The organism is Pseudonocardia sp. EC080619-01, from assembly GCF_001420995.1.
In the GTDB taxonomy this organism is placed as follows: domain Bacteria; phylum Actinomycetota; class Actinomycetes; order Mycobacteriales; family Pseudonocardiaceae; genus Pseudonocardia.
The window spans coordinates 3,386,548-3,404,660 of sequence record NZ_CP012184.1; the positions used below are offsets into that span (position 1 = coordinate 3,386,548).

Here is an 18,113-nt window from a genome sequence, read left to right on the forward strand (position 1 = left end):
TCTTGTTAAGGCCAGGCTAACTTCATAAGTTCGTCGCATCAGCGAAGAATGCGAAGGAGGCCCGAAGATGCCGGGTTCATCGACTGCGCGCGCGCTCGCGGCAGCGTCGCTCGCCGTCCTGCTGGGACTGGTGGCGGGATGCGGGTCCGGTGGCGGGGGCGGCGACGCCGAGGCATCCGGGGCCCGGACCATCACGACCGACCGGGGGCCGCTGGAGGTCCCGTCGGCGCCGCAGCGCGTCGTCAACCTCAACGGCGGCCTCGCGAGCTACCTGTACGCGCTCGACGTCCCGCCGGTCGCGACCGACACCCGGGTCCTCGGTGTCACGAACTTCGACGGCGGGTTCCCGCCGGCCTGGGCCGACCGGGCCCGTGAGGCGGGCACCGAGCAGCTGCCCGCCGGGGACTCGCTCAGCATCGAGGCCGTCGCGGCCGCCCAGCCGGACCTGATCATCGGCGGTGGCCAGGGCATCACCGCGGTCCAGGCCATGCAGGCCTACGACCAGCTCGCGGCGATCGCGCCGACCGTGCTGGTGCCGCGCACCCTGACCGGCTGGCAGGACCAGCTGGACGCCGTCGCCGACGCGGTGAACAAGGCGGACGCCGTCCCGGCCCTGCTGGACCAGTACCAGGCCAAGCTGGACGAGGTGAAGGGCCAGGTCACGCCCCCGGCCGGCGAGACCGTCTACATCGGGTCGTTCGCCTCGGAGAAGCTCTACCTGATCCCGTCGACCGCGGCGCTGCCCGCACTCGGCCAGGACCTCGGCGTGACCCCGTCCGACGTCGTCGCGAAGGTGCCGGATGCCCGGCTCGCCAGCACCGGCGACTCGATGGAGGTCAGCCCCGAGCTCCTGAGCGAGGTCGCGAACGCGCCGAACGCCATCGTGGTCGACAGCGGCGGGAGGTCGCTCGAGGAGCTGAAGCAGGACCCGAACTTCGCCCAGCTGCCCGCATTCCGGTCCGGCAACGTCTGGGAGCTCCCGGCGACCAGCTACCGCCCCGACTTCGACGGCGTGCTGTCCACCCTGGACGAGTTCGGGCAGATCTTCCCGCGGCAGGGCGGCTGACCGTGGCCGCGTCCGCAGCACTCGTGACCGGCGGGGCCCGGGGCATCGGTGCGGCCGTGGCGGCCGCGCTGGCCGCCGACGGACGTCCGGTGGCCCTGCTCGACCGTGATCCCGCGGTGCGGGACACCGCGGCCGGGCTCACCGGCCCGGCTGCGCTCGGCCTGGTCGCCGACGTCGCCGACGCCGGCGCCGTCGACCGCGCCGTCGGCGAGGCGGAGCGCGAGCTCGGCCCGCTCGGCGTGCTGGTCAACGCCGCCGGTGTGCTGCGGACCGGGACGGTGCTCGACGCGGACGCCGACGACCTCGCGACCTGCCTGGCGGTCAACACCACCGGGGTGTGGAACACCGGGCGGGCCGCGGGCCGGCGGATGTACGGCCGCGGGTCCGGGTCGATCGTCACGGTCGCCTCGGACGCCTCCCGTACCCCGCGGACCGGGATGGCCGCCTACGCGGCGTCCAAGGCCGCGTCGGTGTCCCTGACCCGCACCCTGGGTCTCGAGCTGGCGCCGCACGTCCGCTGCAACGTCGTGTGTCCCGGTGCCACGGACACGGCCATGCAGCGGGCCCTCTGGCCGGACCCGTCCGACGACGGCGGGGCCACCGCCGTCGTCGCGGGTGCACCGGAGCGCTACCGCCTCGGCATCCCGCTCGGCCGCATCGCCGACCCCGGCGACGTCGCGGCCGCCGTGCTGTTCCTCGCGGGCGACGGCGCCCGGCACGTCACCATGCAGTCCCTGACCGTCGACGGCGGCGCGAGCCTCGGTCTCTGAGCCACGAGACGGGCCGGTACCCGGCCCCGACGAGACGCCACCCTCCGCCGCCCGGCGACGACCGGAAGGAAACGTCAGTTGTCCAGCCCCGCCCCCGCGCGTCCGCTCCCGGAGCACGACAGCGGTGACCTGCTCGCCGCGTACCTGCCCGGGTCGTTCTTCCACCGGTCACCACGCGGGACCCTGCTCGCCGACGGTGTGCACACCGTCGTCCCGGAGTCCCCGGGCTCCCCCGGGGACGCGGTCGCCGGGACGCTCGCCGCCGTCGCCGACGCCGGTCACCCCGACCCGGTGGTGGTCGGTGCGATCGGGTTCGCCCCCGGCGCGCCGCGCAGCCTCCACGTCCCCGCCCTGGTGCGCCGCGCCGCCCCGTCCCCGGCGGCGTCCGGCCCGGTCCGGGTCCCGGAACCGCCGGGCTCGCGCTGGTCGGTGCGTCACGAACCGGCCCCCGAGACCTACGCCGACGGGGTGCGCCGGGCGCTCGGCATGATCGGGGAGGGCCGGCTGGAGAAGGTCGTCCTGGCGCGGGCGCTGGAGCTGACCTCGCAGACCCCGGTCCCGGTGCGGGACCTGCTCACCCGGCTCGCGCTGGCCGACCCGGCCGCGTTCGCGTTCGCCGCGGACGTCACCGCGCCCGGCGACCCCGCGCTGCGCACGCTGGTCGGTGCGAGCCCGGAGCTACTGGTCTCCCGCGAGGGCGGCACCGTGGTGACCAACCCGCTCGCCGGGTCGATCCCGCGGTCCGACGACCCGGCCGAGAACGAGGCCCGGATCGCAGCGCTGAAGGTGTCGGAGAAGGACCTCGCCGAGCACGCGCTCGTCGCCGACCGGGTCGTCGCCGTGCTGCGCGGGTTCTGCACCGAGGTCGACGCGCCCACCGAGCCCGAGGTCATCGGCACCGCCACCATGTGGCACCTGTCCAGCCGGATCTCCGGGCGGCTCGCCGACCCGTCGGTGAGCGCGCTGCACCTGGCGCACGCGCTGCACCCGACCCCCGCCGTGTGCGGGGTGCCGGTGCCCGCCGCCCGGGAGGCGATCGGCGAGCTCGAACCGTCGGACCGCGGCTACTACAGCGGGATGACCGGCTGGGTCGACGCCGACGGCGACGGCGAGTGGGTGCTGGCCATCCGCAGCGCCGAGGTGTGCGACCGGACCGTGCGGCTGTACGCCGGGGCGGGCATCGTCGCCGGGTCGGACCCGGACTCCGAGGTCGCCGAGACCCGCGCGAAGTTCCGCACGATGCTGCGGGCCATCGGGGTCGAGGCCGTCGCATGACCGGGCCCGACCACGTCGCCTGGCCGCCGGAGGTCGCCGCGCGGTACCGCGCGGCCGGGTACTGGCACGGCCGCTCCTTCGGGGCCTGGCTGTCGCTGCTGGCCGCGGCGCACCCGGAGCGCACCGCCGTCGTCGGGCGGACCGGTGGCACCGAGCACCGCTGGACCTTCGCCGACCTCGACCGCCGGGCGCACCGGCTGGCCGCGGGCCTGCACGGGCTCGGGATCCGGCCCGGCGAGAACGTCGTGCTCCAGCTGCCGAACGTCCCCGAGTTCCTGCCGGTCGTGTTCGCGCTGTTCCGGGTGGGTGCCCGGCCGGTGTTCGCGCTGCCGGCGCACCGGGAGACCGAGCTGCGCCACGTCGCGGAGTGGTCGGAGGCCGCGGCGGTGCTCACCGTCGACGCGCACGCCCGGTACGACCACGGCGCGCTCGCCCGCGCCACCGCCGGCGCCGTCGGCTCCGTCCGCGAGACGATCGTGCTGGACACCGGCGCCGGCGGCACCACGGACGGGACGGTCCCGCTGGCCGGCCTGGACGCCGACCCGGTCGCGCTGCCCGACCCGGACCCGGAGGGCGTGGCGTTCCTGCAGCTCTCCGGCGGGTCCACCGGGCTGCCGAAGCTGATCCCGCGGACCCACGACGACTACCTCCACAGCGTCCGGGAGAGCGCCCGGATCTGCGGTCTGCGGCCGGACAGCGTCTACCTCGCCGCGCTGCCCGCGGCGCACAACTTCCCGCTCAGCTCGCCCGGTGTCCTCGGCGCGCTGCACGCGGGCGCGGCCTCGGTGTTCGCCCCGGCCCCCGATCCGTCGACGGCGTTCGCGCTGGTCGAGCGGGAACGGGTGACGATCACCGGGCTGGTCCCGCCGCTCGCGGCGGCCTGGGCCGACGCGGCCGCCCGCACCTCGCACGACCTGTCCAGTCTGGAGGTCGTCCTCGTCGGCGGGGCGAAGTGCGGGCCGGAGCTGGCAGGACGGATCGGCCCGGCGCTGGGCTGCCGGTTGCAGCAGGTCTTCGGGATGGCCGAGGGCCTGGTCAACTACACCCGCCTCGACGACCCCGACGAGCTCGTCCTGACCACCCAGGGCCGGCCGATCTCGGCCGACGACGAGATCCGGGTCGTCGACCCGGACGACCCGGCGGCGCCGTCGACGGCCGAGGTGGAGCCGGGCCGGGCCGGCGCGCTGCTCACCCGCGGGCCGTACACGATCCGCGGCTACTTCCGCGCCGCCGAGCACAACGCGACCGCCTTCACCGACGACGGCTTCTACCGGACCGGTGACCTGGTCCGCCGCACCCCGACCGGGCACCTGGAGGTCGTGGGCCGGGTGAAGGAGCAGGTCAACCGGGGCGGGGAGAAGGTCGCGCCGACCGAGGTGGAGGACCACCTCATGGCGCACCCCGACGTGCTGGACGCCGCCGTCATCGGCGTCCCGGACGGCTACCTCGGCGAACGGACCTGCGCCTACGTCGTGCCCCGGCCGGGCACCGACGCACCGGCCGGGTCGGTGCTGCGCCGGTTCGTCCGCGAGCGCGGGGTGGCCGCGTTCAAGGTGCCGGACCTGATCGAGATCGTTCCCGGCTTCCCGGTGACGGGGGTCGGCAAGACCAGCAAGCGCGAGCTGCGCGAGGCGCTGCGCGCACGCGCCGCGGCACCCGCCGCGGCCGACACCGGCGGGGCGGACCCCTCGTCGGCCGACGAGGAGAGGTGAGCGAGATGTCCCTGCCCCGGATCGAGCCCTACCCGCTGCCGGCCCCGGCCGAGCGCCCGGCCGGACGGGTCGCGTGGCAGCCGGACGCGTCCCGGGCCGCGCTGCTGGTCCACGACATGCAGCGCTACTTCCTGGCGCCCTACGCCGGCTCCCCGGTCCCGGAGGTCGTCGCGAACATCGCGGCCCTGCTGGCCGCCTGCCGGGAGCGCGGCGTGCCGGTGTTCTACACCGCCCAGCCGGGCCGGCAGGACCCCGCCGACCGCGGGCTGCTCACCGACTTCTGGGGTGACGGGATCGGCGCGGTGATCGACGACGACCCGGCCGCCGCCGACGTGGTCGACGAGCTCGCGCCGCAGCCCGGCGACGAGGTCCTCACCAAGTGGCGCTACAGCGCGTTCCAGCGCAGCACGTTCGCCGAGCGCCTCGCCGAGGGCGGCCGGGACCAGCTGCTCGTCACCGGGATCTACGCGCACATCGGCTGCCAGGCCACGGCCGTCGAGGCGTTCATGCGCGACGTCGCCCCGTTCCTGGTGGCCGACGCCGTCGCCGACTTCTCCCGCCGCCACCACGACGCCGCGTGCGAGTACGTCGCCCAGCGCTGTGGCGTGGTGACCGGCACCGCCGACGTCCTCGGGGCGTTCGCCGCCACCCCGGCCGGGGTGGGCGGATGAGCGCGCCGACCGCGGAGCGGATCCGATCCGACGTCGCCGAGCTGCTGGGCGTCGCGCCGGAGGGGATCGACCCCGAGGAGGACCTCCTCGACCGGGGCCTCGACTCGATGCGGATCATGACGCTCGTCGAGCGCTGGCGCGACGGCGGCGCCCCGGCGCTGGAGTTCCCGGACCTGGCCGAGGAGCCCGTCCTGAGCCGCTGGATCGAGATCGTCCGGGGTGCGGCGTGAAGCGGGCGGACCGCGGCGACGTCGCCGGGAACCTCGCGACGGCCTACGGCCGGGAGACCGGGGCGACGAAGGTGCCGTACCCGATCCTGCTGCGCGAGCTCGAGGTGCTGCGGACCGCGCCGGTCGGCCCGTCGATGGTGCGGCTCACCCTCGGCGGTCCCGGGCTCGCGGGGTTCCACAGCCACTGCGACGAGGAGCACGTGCGGCTGGTGTTCCCCGGCGAGGACGGCGTGCTGCGCCTGCCCGAGCAGGACGGCGACATGCTGAACTGGCCGCGCCCGCGGCCGGTGTCGCGCGAGTACACCGTGCGCCGGCACGACCCGGACGCCGGTGAGCTGGACATCGACCTGGTGGTGCACGACGGCGGCCTCGCCTCGGACTGGGTGCGCACCGTGGCGCCGGGCGAGCGGATCCCGGTGGCCGGCCCGCCCGGCGGACTCGCGATCCCGCACGGCTACGACCACTACCTGCTGGCCGGCGACCTGACCGCGCAGCCCGCGATCGCCCGGATCCTCGAACGGCTCCCCGCCGACGCTCGCGGACGGGCGTTCGTCGAGGTCACCGACGCCGCCGACGAGCTCCCGATGTCGGCGCCGGACGGCGTCGAGGTGCGCTGGGTGCACCGCGGCGACGTGCCCGCCGGGACGTCGGACGCCCTGGAGAAGGCGGTGACGGCGGTGCGCCCGCCCGCGGACGCGCGCGTCTTCGCCTGGGTGGCGGGGGAGACGACGGCGATCAAGCCGCTGCGCCGCTTCCTGCGCGACGAGCTGGGCCTCGACGCGGCGGACCGCGACGTCACCGGCTACTGGAAGCGCGGCGTCACCGACTTCGACGACCACGGCGACGACGAGGACGAGCACGGCCACGGCCACTGAGGACCGGCCGCCCGCGCCGCGGGTGCCGGACACCGCGAGCGAGGGAGATCTGTTGAGCACGGCGACCGTCCGGACCGACGTGGACACGGGGAGCACCGCCGGGGACGGCCTGCTGGAACTCACCGGCGCCCAGCTGGGGATCTGGAACGCCCAGCGCCTGGAGCCGGACTCGCCGTACTACGTCGTCGGCGACGTCCTGCAGATCTCCGGTGACACCCCGGTCGACGTCCCGGCACTGGTCGAGGCGGTCCGGGCGACGGTCTGTGAGGCGGAGACGCTGCGCCTGCGGCTGGTGACCACACCGGACGGCCCGCGGCAGTACGTCGACCCGGACCCGGTCCCGCCGCCACCCGTCGTCGACCTGCGGGACGCCCCCGACCCGCACGCCGCGGCCCGCGACCTCGTCGCCGCCGAGCGGGCCCGGCTCGCCGCCGACTGCCGGGACATGACCGGCCGGTCGCTGTTCCGGCCGTCGGTCGCGGTGCTCGGCGACACCGAGGTCCACTACCTGCAGCTCGGCCACCACCTGGTGTTCGACGGTTACTCCGCCACCCAGCTCTGCCGCCGGATCGGGGCCCGCTACACCGCCGCCGTCCGCGGGGAGGAGCCGCCGCGGTGCCCGTTCCGGCCGTTCGCGGACCTCGTCGCCGCCGACCTGGAGTACCGGGCCGGCGAGCAGGCCGGGCAGGACCGGGCGTTCTGGCGGGACCTGCTGACCCCGCTGCCCGAGGCCCCGGGCGGCCCGCCGCCCCCGGACGGCCCGGCCGCGGCGACCGTGACCGCGCACCGCGAGCTCGGCCCGGACACGATCGCCCGCCTGAAGGAGGTCGCCGACGGCGCCGGCGTCACCTGGGGTGAGCTGGTCATCGCCGGGTACGCCGCGTTCCTGCACCGGCTGGAGAGCCGCACCGACGTGGTGTTCGCGCTCCCGCTGATGTGCCGCACCGGGTCCGCGGCGCTGCGCACCCCGGCGATGATGGTCAACGTCCTGCCGCTCCGGCTCGCGGTGCGCCCCGGGGACCGGCTCGACGAGCTGGGCCGCCGCACCGCCGCGGCGCTGCGCGACGTCCGCGCACACCAGCGGTTCCGTGGCGAGGACCTGCCCCGGGAGCTGCCCGGGTCGGGCGAGCTGCTGCACGGGCGCGGGATCAACCTGAAGGCGTCGTTCGACTTCGGTGTCCGGCTGGGCGGGTCGACCGGCGTGCTCGTGAACGTGGCGGGCGGCCCGCCGGAGGACCTCGGCCTGACCGCCACCCCCACCGCGGCCGGCGGCCTGCTCCTCGGCTTCGAGGCCGACGCCCGCACCAACGACGAGCCGGTGCTGCGCCGCCGTCTCGACGCGCTGGCCGACCTGCTCACCGCGCTCGCCGGGCCCGGTCTGCCCCCGGTCGGCGCGGTGCGGCTGCTCGCGCCCGACGAGCGGGACCGGGCCCTCGCCGCGCTCGACCGCCCGGCCCCGGCCGGCGCCCCGAAGGACCTGCCGGAGCTGCTCGACGACCTCGCCGCGGACCCGGACCGGCCCGCGCTCGTGCACGCGGGCGTCCGCCTCACCGCGGGGGAGCTGGTCGGGCGGGTGCGGGAGCTGTCCGCCGCGCTGCGCGGGCGAGGGCTCGGACCGGGCGACGTGGTCGCGGTGTCGCTGCCCCGCGAACCCGCGCTGGTCGTGGCACTGCTCGCCGTGCTCGACGCCGGGGCCGCGTTCCTGGTGCTCGATCCGGCGCACCCGCCGCAGCGGCGCCGTGACCTGCTCGACGACGCCCGCCCGGCCCTGCTGCTGGCCACCCCGGAGACCGTCGCCGACCTGCCGGCGCCCGCCTGCGCCGTCCTCGACCCGACCGGACCGCTCCCGGCCGGGCCCGCGGCGACCGGGCCGCTCGACCCGGACCGCCCGGCCTACGTGCTCTACACGTCCGGCTCCACCGGCCGCCCCAAGGGCGTCCTCGCCCGCGCCGGCGGCCTCGCCGGGCTGGTGCACCACCACCGCGGCACCCTCGTCGCGGAGGCGGAACGCGCGGCCGGGCGGCACCTGCGTGCCGCGCACACCTACTCGTTCGCCTTCGACGCGGCGCTGGACCAGCTGACCTGGCTGCTGACCGGGCACGAGCTGCACCTCTACGACACCGACCTGGTCCGTGACGGCGAGGCTCTCGCCGCGGCGCTGCGTGCCGACCGGATCGACATCGTCGACACGACGCCGTCGCTGGCGGGGCCGCTGCTCGACGCCGGCCTGCTGGACGGCGACCACCGCCCCGTGCTTCTGGTCCTCGGCGGCGAGGCCACCCCGGCGCCGCTGTGGCGCCGGGTCGCCGCGTCCGGCATCACCGCCTACAACCTCTACGGCCCGACCGAGGCCACCGTGGACGCGACCCTCGCGCCCGTCACCGGTGGGCACCCGACGATCGGCCTCCCGCTGGCGGGCACCCGTGCCCACCTGCTCGACGCCGCGCTGGAGCCGGTCGCGGTGGGCGAGCCCGGCGAGCTCTACCTGGCCGGTCCGCACCTCGCGCTCGGCTACCTGGACCGGCCCGGCACGACCGCGGAACGGTTCGTCGCGAACCCGTTCGGGCCCGGGCGGATGTACCGCACCGGTGACCGGGCCCGGCTCACCGGCGCGGGCCTGGAGTTCCTCGGCCGCGACGACGGCCAGGTCAAGATCCGCGGTTACCGGGTCGAGCTCGGCGAGGTCGAGGCCGAGCTGGCCGCGGTGCCCGGGGTCGGCGCCGCCGCCGTGACGGTCCGCGCCGACGCCGGCCGTGACCGGCTCGTCGGCTACGTGACCGGCGACCTCACCCCGGACGCCGTGCGCGACGCGCTCGCCGCGCGCCTGCCCGAGCACCTCGTGCCGTCCGCGGTGCTGGTCCTCGACGCCCTCCCGACCACGGTCAACGGCAAGCTCGACCGGGCGGCGCTGCCGGCACCGGCGCCGTCGGCCGCCTCCCGGGCCCCCGCGACCGACGCCGAGCGGTCGCTGCACGACGTCGTCGCCGGGGTGCTGGGCACCGAGCGGGTCGACGTCGACGACGACTTCCTCGCCCTCGGCGGCGACTCGATCTCCGCGATCGCCGTCGGCAGCAGGCTGCGTGAGGCCGGGCTGGAGCTCCGCCCGCGGGACCTGCTGGCCCGGCGCAGCCTGGCGGCCCTCGCCGCCATGAGCAGTGCCGCCACCCCGGCCGCCACCGGCCCGGACGTGGTCCCGGACGAGCCGACCGGCCCGGTCCCGGCGCCCCCCATCGTCCGCGGGCTGCTCGCCCCGAACCGCGACCCGGCGTCGATCGCCGGGTACGCCCAGTGGACCGCGCTGCGGATCGACGTCCCGGCCCGCACCCCGGACCTGGCCGCCGCCGTCGGCGCGGTGCTGGACCGGCACGACGCGCTGCGCCTGCGCTGCGTCGACGGGGAGCCGGCCGTGCTCCCGGCCGGTGCCGTCGACGCCGCCCGGGCGTTCCGGGAGGCCGCGACCGGGCCGCTCACCGACGACTGGGTCGCCGACCTCGCCGGGCTGCTGGCCGGGGAGCTCGATCCCGCCGCGGCGGACCTGGTCCGGGTGCTGCTGGCCCGGACCGGCGAGGGCACCCCGGACCGGCTGCTCGTCGTCGTCCACCATCTCGCCGCCGACGGTGTCTCCTGGCGGGTGCTACTGCCCGACCTGCACCGCGCGTGGACCGCCGCGGCCAGCGGGGACGATCCCGCGCTGCCCCGCACCGGCGCGTCCTGGCGGCGGCACGCGGGCGTGCTCGCCGAGCAGGGCGAGAGCGGGGCCCGCCGCGACGAGCTGCCGTACTGGCGGTCCGCCGCCGCCGCGACCGTCCGGATCGGGGACCGTCCGCTGGACCCGCGGCGCGACACCGTCGCCACCGCACGCCACGACCGGACCGTGCTCGACGCCGGGCAGACCGCCGCGCTGGTCGAGCGGCTGCCGGCCGCCTACCGGGCCGGTGTCGACGAGGTGCTGCTGGCCGCGCTCGCCCTCACCCTGCGCACCGTCACGGGAGCGACCGACGCCGTCACGGTCGGCACCGAGGGCCACGGCCGCGAGTCCGCCCGTCTGGACCTGGCCGGGACGGTCGGCTGGTTCACCGTCGAGCACCCGGTCCGGCTCCCGCTCGGGGAGGTCGCCGGCCTGGACGCGCTGCGCGAGGCGCTCGCCGGCGGGCCCGCCGCCGGCCGCCTGCTGCGCGCGACGAAGGAGGCCGCCCGCGCCGTCCCCGGTGACGGATCGGGACACGGCGTGCTCCGGTGGCTCGACCCGCGCACCCGCGCGGAGCTCGGCGCCGACGCCCCGCCGGACGTGCTGGTCAACTACCTGGGGCGGTTCGCCGCATCGCCGGGGGCGGGCTGGCGGATGCCGGAGGGCTCGGCGTTCGCGGTGACGGAGCCGCCCGGCAAGGCCCTCGAGCAGCTGCTCGCGCTGAACTGCTTCCTGACCGACGGAGCCGGCGGTGAGTGCCTCTCCGTCGAGTGGACCGCCGCCGGTGCCGCACTCGGCCCGGACCGGGTCGCGGAGGTGCAGCGCGCCTTCGCCGCCGCCGTCGCCGGGCTGGCCGCGCACGCCGCCGGGCTCGGCACCGGCGACGGCGGGCTCACCCCGTCCGACCTGCCGCTGGTCGGGCTCGACCAGGCCACGATCGACGAGCTCCAGCAGGAGCGCCCGGTCGCCGACGTGCTCCCGGCGACCGCGCTGCAGGCCGGGCTGTCGTTCCACAGCATGGCTCTCGCCGACGGCGACACCGACGTCTACGTGGTGCAGGCCGTCGTCACCCTGGCCGGGGACCTCGACCCGGACCGGATGCGCGCGGCGGCGGCGGAGCTGCTGCGCCGGCACCCGCCGCTGCGGATCCACCTGGCCGCGCTCGACGACGGCCGGGTCGTCCAGGTCGTCCCGGCCGGTGTCGACCTCGACTGGCGGTTCGCCGACCTGACCGGGGACGACGACCCGGCCGCCGCGTTCGCCCGGGTGGCCGCGGCCGAGCAGGCCCGGCCCTTCGACCCGGCCCGCCCGCCGCTGATCCGGTTCCTGCTGGCCCGGCTCGGGCCCGGCGACCACCGGCTGGCGATCACGAACCACCACGCGCTGCTCGACGGCTGGTCGATGCCGCTGGTCGGGAAGGCCCTGCTCGCGATCCACGACGAGCTGGGCGGCGGCCCGGCCGTCCCGCCCCCGCCGCCGGTCGCCGACCACTTCGCCTGGCTCGCCGCCCGTGACCACGACGCAGGCCGCCGGGCCTGGCGCGAGCTGCTCGACGGCGTCGACGAGGGCACCCGGATCGCGCCGGGCGCGACCGGCACGACGGTCGCCCGGCCCGAGCGGCACCCCGTCGCGCTCGGCGCGGGGTTCAGCGCGTCGCTGCGCCGGTTCGCCCGGGAGCGCGGCGTCACCCTGACCGCGGTGCTGCACACCGCATGGGGGATCGTCCTCGGCCGGGCGACCGGCCGCCGCGACGTCCTGTTCGGACAGCCGGTCTCCGGTCGCCCGGCCGAGGTCCCCGGCGTCGAGCGGATGGTCGGGCAGCTCGGCAACACCGTCCCGGTGCGGGTCCGCTGGGCACCGGGGGACACGGCGGCCGCGGTGCTCGGGACGGTGCACGACCGGTCCGTCGCGATGTCCGAGCACCATCACGTGGGGCTGCCGGACGTGCAGCGCGACGCCGGTGCCGGCGACCTGTTCGACACGATGCTGGTGATGGAGAACTTCCCGGCCGCCGAGCGCCGTCCGGCCGCCGGCCCCGGCCCGGGCCCCGTCCTGGCCGGGGTCGAGATCGCCGACGCGACGCACTACCCGCTGACCGTCGTCGTGATCCCGGACGACGAGATCGTGATCGGCCTCGGGTACCAGCCCGCGGCGCTGAGCGGTGGCGCGGTCCGCGCGCTGGGCCACGCCCTGCACACCGTGCTCCACGAGCTGGTCGCCGATCCCGAGCGTCCGGCGACGGCGCTGCCGCTGCTCGATCCCGCGGCCCGCGCCGAGGCCCTCCGCGTCGCCGACGGCGGCCCGGGTGCGACCTTCACCCTCGCCGAACGGTTCGCCGGCTGGGTCGCCTCCCGGCCGGACCACCCGGCGGTGCAGTGCCGGGACCGGGTGCTCACCTACGCCGAGCTGGACGCCCTGGCCGACGCGCTGGCCCGCGAGCTGGTGCGCCGCGGGGTGCGGCCCGAGCAGCCGGTCGCGGTGCTGCTCGACCGGGACGTCGAGATGCCGCTGGCGATCATCGGCATCCTCCGCGCCGGTGCGGTCTACCTGCCGCTCGATCCGGCCTACCCGCAGGCCCGGCTGGAGACGATGGTGTCCGACGCGGCCCCGGTCGCGGCGCTCACCGTCGGTGCCACGACCGGCGGCGACGCGGAACGCCTGCTCGCCGAGCGTGGCGTGCCGCGGATCCGGCTGGACGAGGTGCTCGCGGGCGGCGACGGCCCGCCACTGCCGCCCTACGACCCGGACCGGCTCGCGTACGTCATCTTCACCTCGGGCACGACCGGTCGTCCGAAGCCGGTCGGCGTGCCGCACCGCGGCCTGGCCGACCTGGTCCTGCTGTCCGAGGGCACCTTCGGGGCCACGCCCGACGACCGCGTGCTGCAGTTCGCCTCCACCAGCTTCGACGTCGCCTTCTTCCAGACAGTGATCGCGCTCGCCTCGGGCGGGACCTCGGTCGTCGCACCGGCCGAGGTCCGTGACTCGGCGGATGCGCTGCTCGACCACATCGCCGCCCAGCGGGTCACGCTGGCGAACCTGCTGCCGTCGTTCCTCGCCGCGATGCCCGACGACCGCACGCTGCCACCGGACATCACCCTGCTCGTCGGGGCGGAGCGGCTCGACCCGGCGCTCGCGCGACGCTGGGGCGCCCGCCGTGGGCTGGTCAACTGCTACGGCCCCACCGAGGTCTCGATCAACGCGGTGGCCTGGGCGTACGACCCGGACGACCCGGGGCCGCTGCCCATCGGCGTGCCCGACCCGGGCATCCGCGCCTACGTGCTCGACGGCGGCCTGCAGCCGGTCGGCCCGGACCGCACCGGCGAGCTGTACCTGGCCGGCGCCGGGCTGGCCCGCGGCTACCTGGGGCGGCCGGGGGAGACCGCGTCGTCGTTCGTCGCGAACCCGTTCGGTGCGCCCGGCGAGCGGATGTACCGCACCGGTGACCTGGTGCACCTGCGGGCGGACGGGCAGATCGCGTTCCTCGGCCGGGCCGACCACCAGGTGAAGATCCGCGGGTTCCGGATCGAGCTCGGCGAGATCGAGACCGTGCTCGGGTCCCAGGACGGTGTCCGCGCCGCCACCGTGGTCGTGCGTGACGACCGGCTGGTCGGCTACGTCGTGCCGGCCGGCGGCGCCGCCCCCGCCGTGGAGGCACTGCGGGCCGCGCTCGCCGCGGAGCTGCCCGCGCACATGGTGCCCACCCACCTCGTGCTGCTCGACCGGCTGCCGCTGACACCGGCCGGGAAGCTGGACCGCGACGCCCTGCCCGCGCCGGACCGCGTCACGGCCGGGCCGTCCCGGGAGCCCGCGACCGAGGCCGAGCGGATCCTGCTCGGCGTGCTGCGGGACGTCCTCGACGACGACACGATCGGCCCCGACGACGACTTCCTCGCCGCTGGCGGCGACAGCATCGTCTCGCTGCAGGTGATCTCCCGGGCCCGCCGGGCCGGCCGGCTGCTGACCGCCCGCGACGTGTTCGACGGCGGCACGGCGGCCGGGATGGCGATCCGATCGGTCCCCGCCGCCGACACCCCCGCCGACGCCGGACCGGTCACCGGCGACGCGCCGCTCACCCCGGTGATGCGCGACCTGCTCCGCCGGGGCGGCAGCGGCCGGCCCGGTGCCCCGTCCGCCGGGTACTGCCAGTGGACGGAGACCGTCGTGCCCGCGGGCGGCGACGTGACGCTCTGGCACGCCGTCCTGGACGCGCTGCTGGTGCGGCACGACGCCCTCCGGGCGCACCTCGCCGTGCCGGACACCGGTGGTGAACCGGTGCTGCGGGTCCCCGGTCCGGGCGCCGTCACCGGCGCCGACGTGCTCGTCCGGACCGCGCTCGCGCCCGGCGACGACGCCAGGGCGGTCGCGGACCGGCGGATCGCCGCCGCACGGGACGGGCTCGACCCGTACCGCGGCCCGCTGCTGCGTGCCGAGTGGCTGGACGCCGGACCGGACCGGCCGGGCCGGCTGGTGCTCCTGGCACACCACCTCGTCGTCGACCCGGTGTCGTGGCGGGTGCTGCTCGACGACCTCGCGCAGGCCCACCCGGCCGTCGCGGCCGGCGCGACGCCCGCGCTGCCACCGGTCGGGCGGACCTGGGTCGGCTGGGCCCTGGCGCTGCACGCGGCCACCGACGCCCGCCGCGCGGAGCTCCCGCACTGGCGGGCGGTGACGGCCGCCGCCGACCCCGGCTGGGGTGAGGTCGCCCTCGACCCCGGTCGCGACACCGCCGCCACCGCGCGGCACCACGAGATCCGGCTCGATCCGGCGACGACGGCGGCCGTGCTGACGACGCTGCCGGTCGCGCACGGCACCGGACCCGACGCGGTGCTGCTCACCGCGCTGGCCCGGGCCGCGCACCGCTGGCGCGGCCGGACCGGCGAGCCGGAGCTGCTCGTGGACCTGCAGGGCCACGGCCGTCCGGCGACGGACCCGGACGGCACCGGCGCGCTCGACCTGTCCCGGACCGTCGGCTGGTTCACCACGGTCACCCCGGCGCTGGTCCGCCCCGGTACCGGGGGGCCGGCGGCGGTCGGTGCCCAGCTGCGGGCCGCCGGGGACGGCCTCGGCCACGGCCTGCTGCGGGACGCGCCGGACCGGCCGCTCGGCGATGCCGTCCGGCCCCGGGTGACGGTCAACTACCTGGGCCGGTTCACCGCGCCCACCGGTGCGGACGAGCCGTGGCGGGCCCCGGCCGACGCCGGCGCGCTCGGCTCCGGCGACCCGGCCGCGATGCCGTTCCCGCACGAGCTGGCGGTGAACGCGCTCGCGACCGCCGACGGCGGGGACGGCGCGCCCACCCTCGCCGTCCGGTTCACCTGGCCGGAGGCCCTCTTCGGTGCGGACCGGATCGCCGCGCTCGCCGGGCTCCTGCGCGACGAGCTGGTGGCCCTGGCCGGGGAGGGGACCGCCGGATGAGCGGCGCGGCCCCGGAGACCTCGGACCGGATCGACGCGCCGCTGGTGCGGGCCGCGTTCGTCCTGGTCCTGGGCACGTTCATGGCCACCCTGGACGCGACGATCGTCGCGGTCGGGGTGAGCACCCTGTCCGCGGAGTTCGACGCGACCCCGGTCGAGATCCAGTGGGTGAGCACCGCGTACCTGCTCGCCGTGGTCGCGGCCGTCCCCACGTCGGGCTGGCTGGTCGACCGGTTCGGCGGTCGCCGGACCTGGATCGTGGCCGTGCTCTGCTTCGTCGTGGCGTCGGCACTGTGCGCGCTGGCCTGGTCGCTGACGTCGCTGGTCGCGTTCCGGATCCTGCAGGGCCTGGCCGGTGGGCTGCTCCCGCCGACCGGGCAGGCGGTGCTGGCCCGCCTCGCCGGGCCCCGGCGGATCGGCCGGATGATCGCGATCGTCGGTGTCGTCCCGCTGCTCTCGCCGGTGCTCGGCCCGCTCGCCGGCGGGGCGATCCTCGGCGTCGCGAGCTGGCCGTGGCTGTTCTACGTGAACCTGCCGATCGGCCTGGCCGCGGCGGTGGCGGCCGTGCTGCTGGTGCCGCGCGACTCCGCGGCGGCCCGCGGGACGGCGTTCGACGTCCGCGGTGCGCTGCTGCTCTCACCCGGCCTCGCGGTGTTCGTCCTCGGTCTGACGGAGGTCGAGCGCACCGGCGGCGCGCTGCCCGGGGTGCCGGTGTGTCTCGCCGGGCTGGCCATGCTGGGGCTGTTCGTGCTGCACGGCCTCCGGTTCCGCGGCACCCCGCTGATCGACCCGCGGCTCTTCGCGCGCAGCCCGTTCGGCCCGGCCGCGCTCGCACTGGTGATCCTCGGGCTGTCGGTGTTCGGCGCGACCTTCCTGCTCCCGCTCTACCTGCAGTCCGGCCGCGGGCTCGACGCCTGGGAGACCGGCCTGCTGCTCGCGCCCCAGGGCATCGGGGCGCTCGCCGGGTCGCTGCTGGTCAACCGCCTCGTGGACCGGATCGCGCCGCGGAACCTGGTGCTCGCCGGGATCGCGATGGTCGCGCTGGGGACGGTGGTGTTCACCCAGCTCGACCGTGGCCCGGCCGACGCGCTGGTCGCCGCGTCGCTGCTGGTCCGGGGCGCCGGAGGAGCGCTGATCGGGGCACCGGTGATGGCGCTGGTCTACCGGACCATGGCGAAGGAGATGATCCCGCGCGCGGCGAGCGCGCTGAACCTGCTGAACACGCTCGGCGGGTCGGTCGGCACCGCGCTGGTGGCGGTGATCCTGCAGTCCCGGCTGGCGGCGCTCGGCCCGGGTGCGAGCGCCGCCGCGTTCGGGCAGACGTTCTGGTGGGTGCTCGGGTTCTGCCTGCTCGCCCTGGCGGGCGCGACCCGGCTGCCGGGGGTCAGGCCGTCCCGGTGAGGATCCGGTCGAGCTCGTCGAGGACGGCGAGCCCCTGGCCGTAGTGCGAGACGTAGTAGTTCGGCAGGGGGTGCAGGTTCCCGGCCCGCACCGCGCGCAGCGCCCGGAACGTCGGCGCCTGCAGCATCCGCGTGGTGTTGCCGTCGACGCCGCCGCGGGTGTCGGCGAGGTGCAGCAGCACGTCGCAGTCGTCGAGGACACCGATCTCCTCGTAGGACATCCGCTCCGACGCACCCGGCCTGCCCTCGGCGACCGCGGGCAGCCGCGCCCCGATCGCGCCCAGCACCACGCCGCTCCACGACTGCGGCAGGTCGACCAGCGCGGTGCCGGGCGGACCGCCGCGGACCAGGCCGATCCGGATCCTGCCCAGCAGGTCGCGGTGCCGCTCACCGATCTCGCGGGCGCGCTGCTCGTAGCGGCCGCGCAGCGCCTCCGCCTCGGCGCCGCGCCCGACGGCGTCGGCGGCGCGGACGGCCCGCTCCTGCCAGGTCCCGGGGGCGCCGCCGGCGGCGAACAGCAGGGTCGGGGCGACCGCGCCGAGGCGCTCGGGCAGGTCCTCGGCCAGACCCGGCACCATCGTCCCGAGGATCAGGTCCGGGCGCTGCGCCACGATCGCCTCGTACGACAGCTCCTGCGGCTTGCCGACCTTGGGAAGGACGTCGTAGGCGGACTGCAGGCCCGGCAGCACGCCGCCGACGGTGGCCTCCGCGGTCGCGACGACGGTGAACCCGACGTCGAGCAGGGCGTAGGTCGTGTAGAAGTCCGTCGCCGCCACCCGCTGCGGGGAGACCGGGATCTCGACCGGGCCGGACGCGCCGTCGACCGTGCGGGTCGCCCCGGCGGGCGCCTGCCCGCCGGATCCGCAGGCGGACAGGGTGAGCAGGGCGGCCGAGCCGGCGGCGAGCCCCAGGAGGTCCCGGCGGCTGATCGGCCCGGCGGTGGCGTCGGGTGCGACGAGGAGCGGCATGTCCCGAGTAAAGCGAGCCTAACCTAGTCGGGCAAGGGTCCGCC

At 77.0% G+C, this 18,113-nt stretch carries 10 protein-coding genes; 9 read left to right on the top strand and 1 reads right to left on the bottom strand.

The annotated features are described in order from the left end of the window. Positions 1–67 precede the first annotated feature (67 nt). From AD017_RS15925 to AD017_RS15965, 9 genes are all read left to right on the top strand, one after another. Positions 68–1,066 (top strand): ABC transporter substrate-binding protein, encoded by a 999-nt coding sequence (locus AD017_RS15925; protein WP_060574702.1) that lies wholly within the window; start codon positions 68–70, stop codon positions 1,064–1,066. Positions 1,067–1,068: 2 nt separating this feature from the next. After that, complete coding sequence (locus AD017_RS15930) at positions 1,069–1,836, top strand: SDR family oxidoreductase (protein WP_227012758.1); 768 nt, start codon at positions 1,069–1,071, stop codon at positions 1,834–1,836. A gap of 78 nt (positions 1,837–1,914) precedes the next feature. Next, positions 1,915–3,111, top strand: coding sequence for an isochorismate synthase (locus AD017_RS15935; protein WP_060574704.1), 1,197 nt, complete (start codon positions 1,915–1,917; stop codon positions 3,109–3,111). Further along, on the top strand, positions 3,108–4,823 hold the full coding sequence (locus AD017_RS15940) for a (2,3-dihydroxybenzoyl)adenylate synthase (protein ID WP_060574705.1): 1,716 nt from the start codon (positions 3,108–3,110) through the stop codon (positions 4,821–4,823). The genes AD017_RS15935 and AD017_RS15940 overlap by 4 nt, the downstream gene beginning before the upstream one ends. Positions 4,824–4,828: 5 nt before the next feature. Then, positions 4,829–5,494, top strand: coding sequence for an isochorismatase family protein (locus AD017_RS15945; protein WP_029239603.1), 666 nt, complete (start codon positions 4,829–4,831; stop codon positions 5,492–5,494). Then, positions 5,491–5,724, top strand: a complete 234-nt coding sequence (locus tag AD017_RS15950; RefSeq protein WP_010231489.1) for a phosphopantetheine-binding protein — start codon at positions 5,491–5,493, stop codon at positions 5,722–5,724. The genes AD017_RS15945 and AD017_RS15950 overlap by 4 nt, the downstream gene beginning before the upstream one ends. Further along, positions 5,721–6,599, top strand: coding sequence for a siderophore-interacting protein (locus tag AD017_RS15955; protein WP_010231486.1), 879 nt, complete (start codon positions 5,721–5,723; stop codon positions 6,597–6,599). The genes AD017_RS15950 and AD017_RS15955 overlap by 4 nt, the downstream gene beginning before the upstream one ends. A 52-nt stretch (positions 6,600–6,651) precedes the next feature. Continuing rightward, positions 6,652–15,702, top strand: coding sequence for a non-ribosomal peptide synthetase (locus AD017_RS15960; protein ID WP_227012759.1), 9,051 nt, complete (start codon positions 6,652–6,654; stop codon positions 15,700–15,702). Then, positions 15,699–17,102 (top strand): DHA2 family efflux MFS transporter permease subunit, encoded by a 1,404-nt coding sequence (locus AD017_RS15965; RefSeq protein ID WP_060574707.1) that lies wholly within the window; start codon positions 15,699–15,701, stop codon positions 17,100–17,102. The genes AD017_RS15960 and AD017_RS15965 overlap by 4 nt, the downstream gene beginning before the upstream one ends. Here the strand turns inward: AD017_RS15965 and AD017_RS15970 are convergent. After that, positions 17,086–18,069 (bottom strand): ABC transporter substrate-binding protein, encoded by a 984-nt coding sequence (locus AD017_RS15970; RefSeq protein WP_060574708.1) that lies wholly within the window; start codon positions 18,067–18,069, stop codon positions 17,086–17,088. The genes AD017_RS15965 and AD017_RS15970 overlap by 17 nt on opposite strands. Positions 18,070–18,113: the final 44 nt, after the last annotated feature.

What these genes read in the sequence shown, in the direction of transcription:
- AD017_RS15925 (WP_060574702.1), top strand. Translation starts at nt 68, where the DNA reads ATGCCGGGTTCATCGACTGCGCGCGCGCTCGCGGCAGCGTCGCTCGCC.
- AD017_RS15940 (WP_060574705.1), top strand. Translation starts at nt 3,108, where the DNA reads ATGACCGGGCCCGACCACGTCGCCTGGCCGCCGGAGGTCGCCGCGCGG.
- AD017_RS15945 (WP_029239603.1), top strand. Translation starts at nt 4,829, where the DNA reads ATGTCCCTGCCCCGGATCGAGCCCTACCCGCTGCCGGCCCCGGCCGAG.
- AD017_RS15950 (WP_010231489.1), top strand. Translation starts at nt 5,491, where the DNA reads ATGAGCGCGCCGACCGCGGAGCGGATCCGATCCGACGTCGCCGAGCTG.
- AD017_RS15965 (WP_060574707.1), top strand. Translation starts at nt 15,699, where the DNA reads ATGAGCGGCGCGGCCCCGGAGACCTCGGACCGGATCGACGCGCCGCTG.
- AD017_RS15970 (WP_060574708.1), bottom strand. Translation starts at nt 18,069, where the DNA reads ATGCCGCTCCTCGTCGCACCCGACGCCACCGCCGGGCCGATCAGCCGC.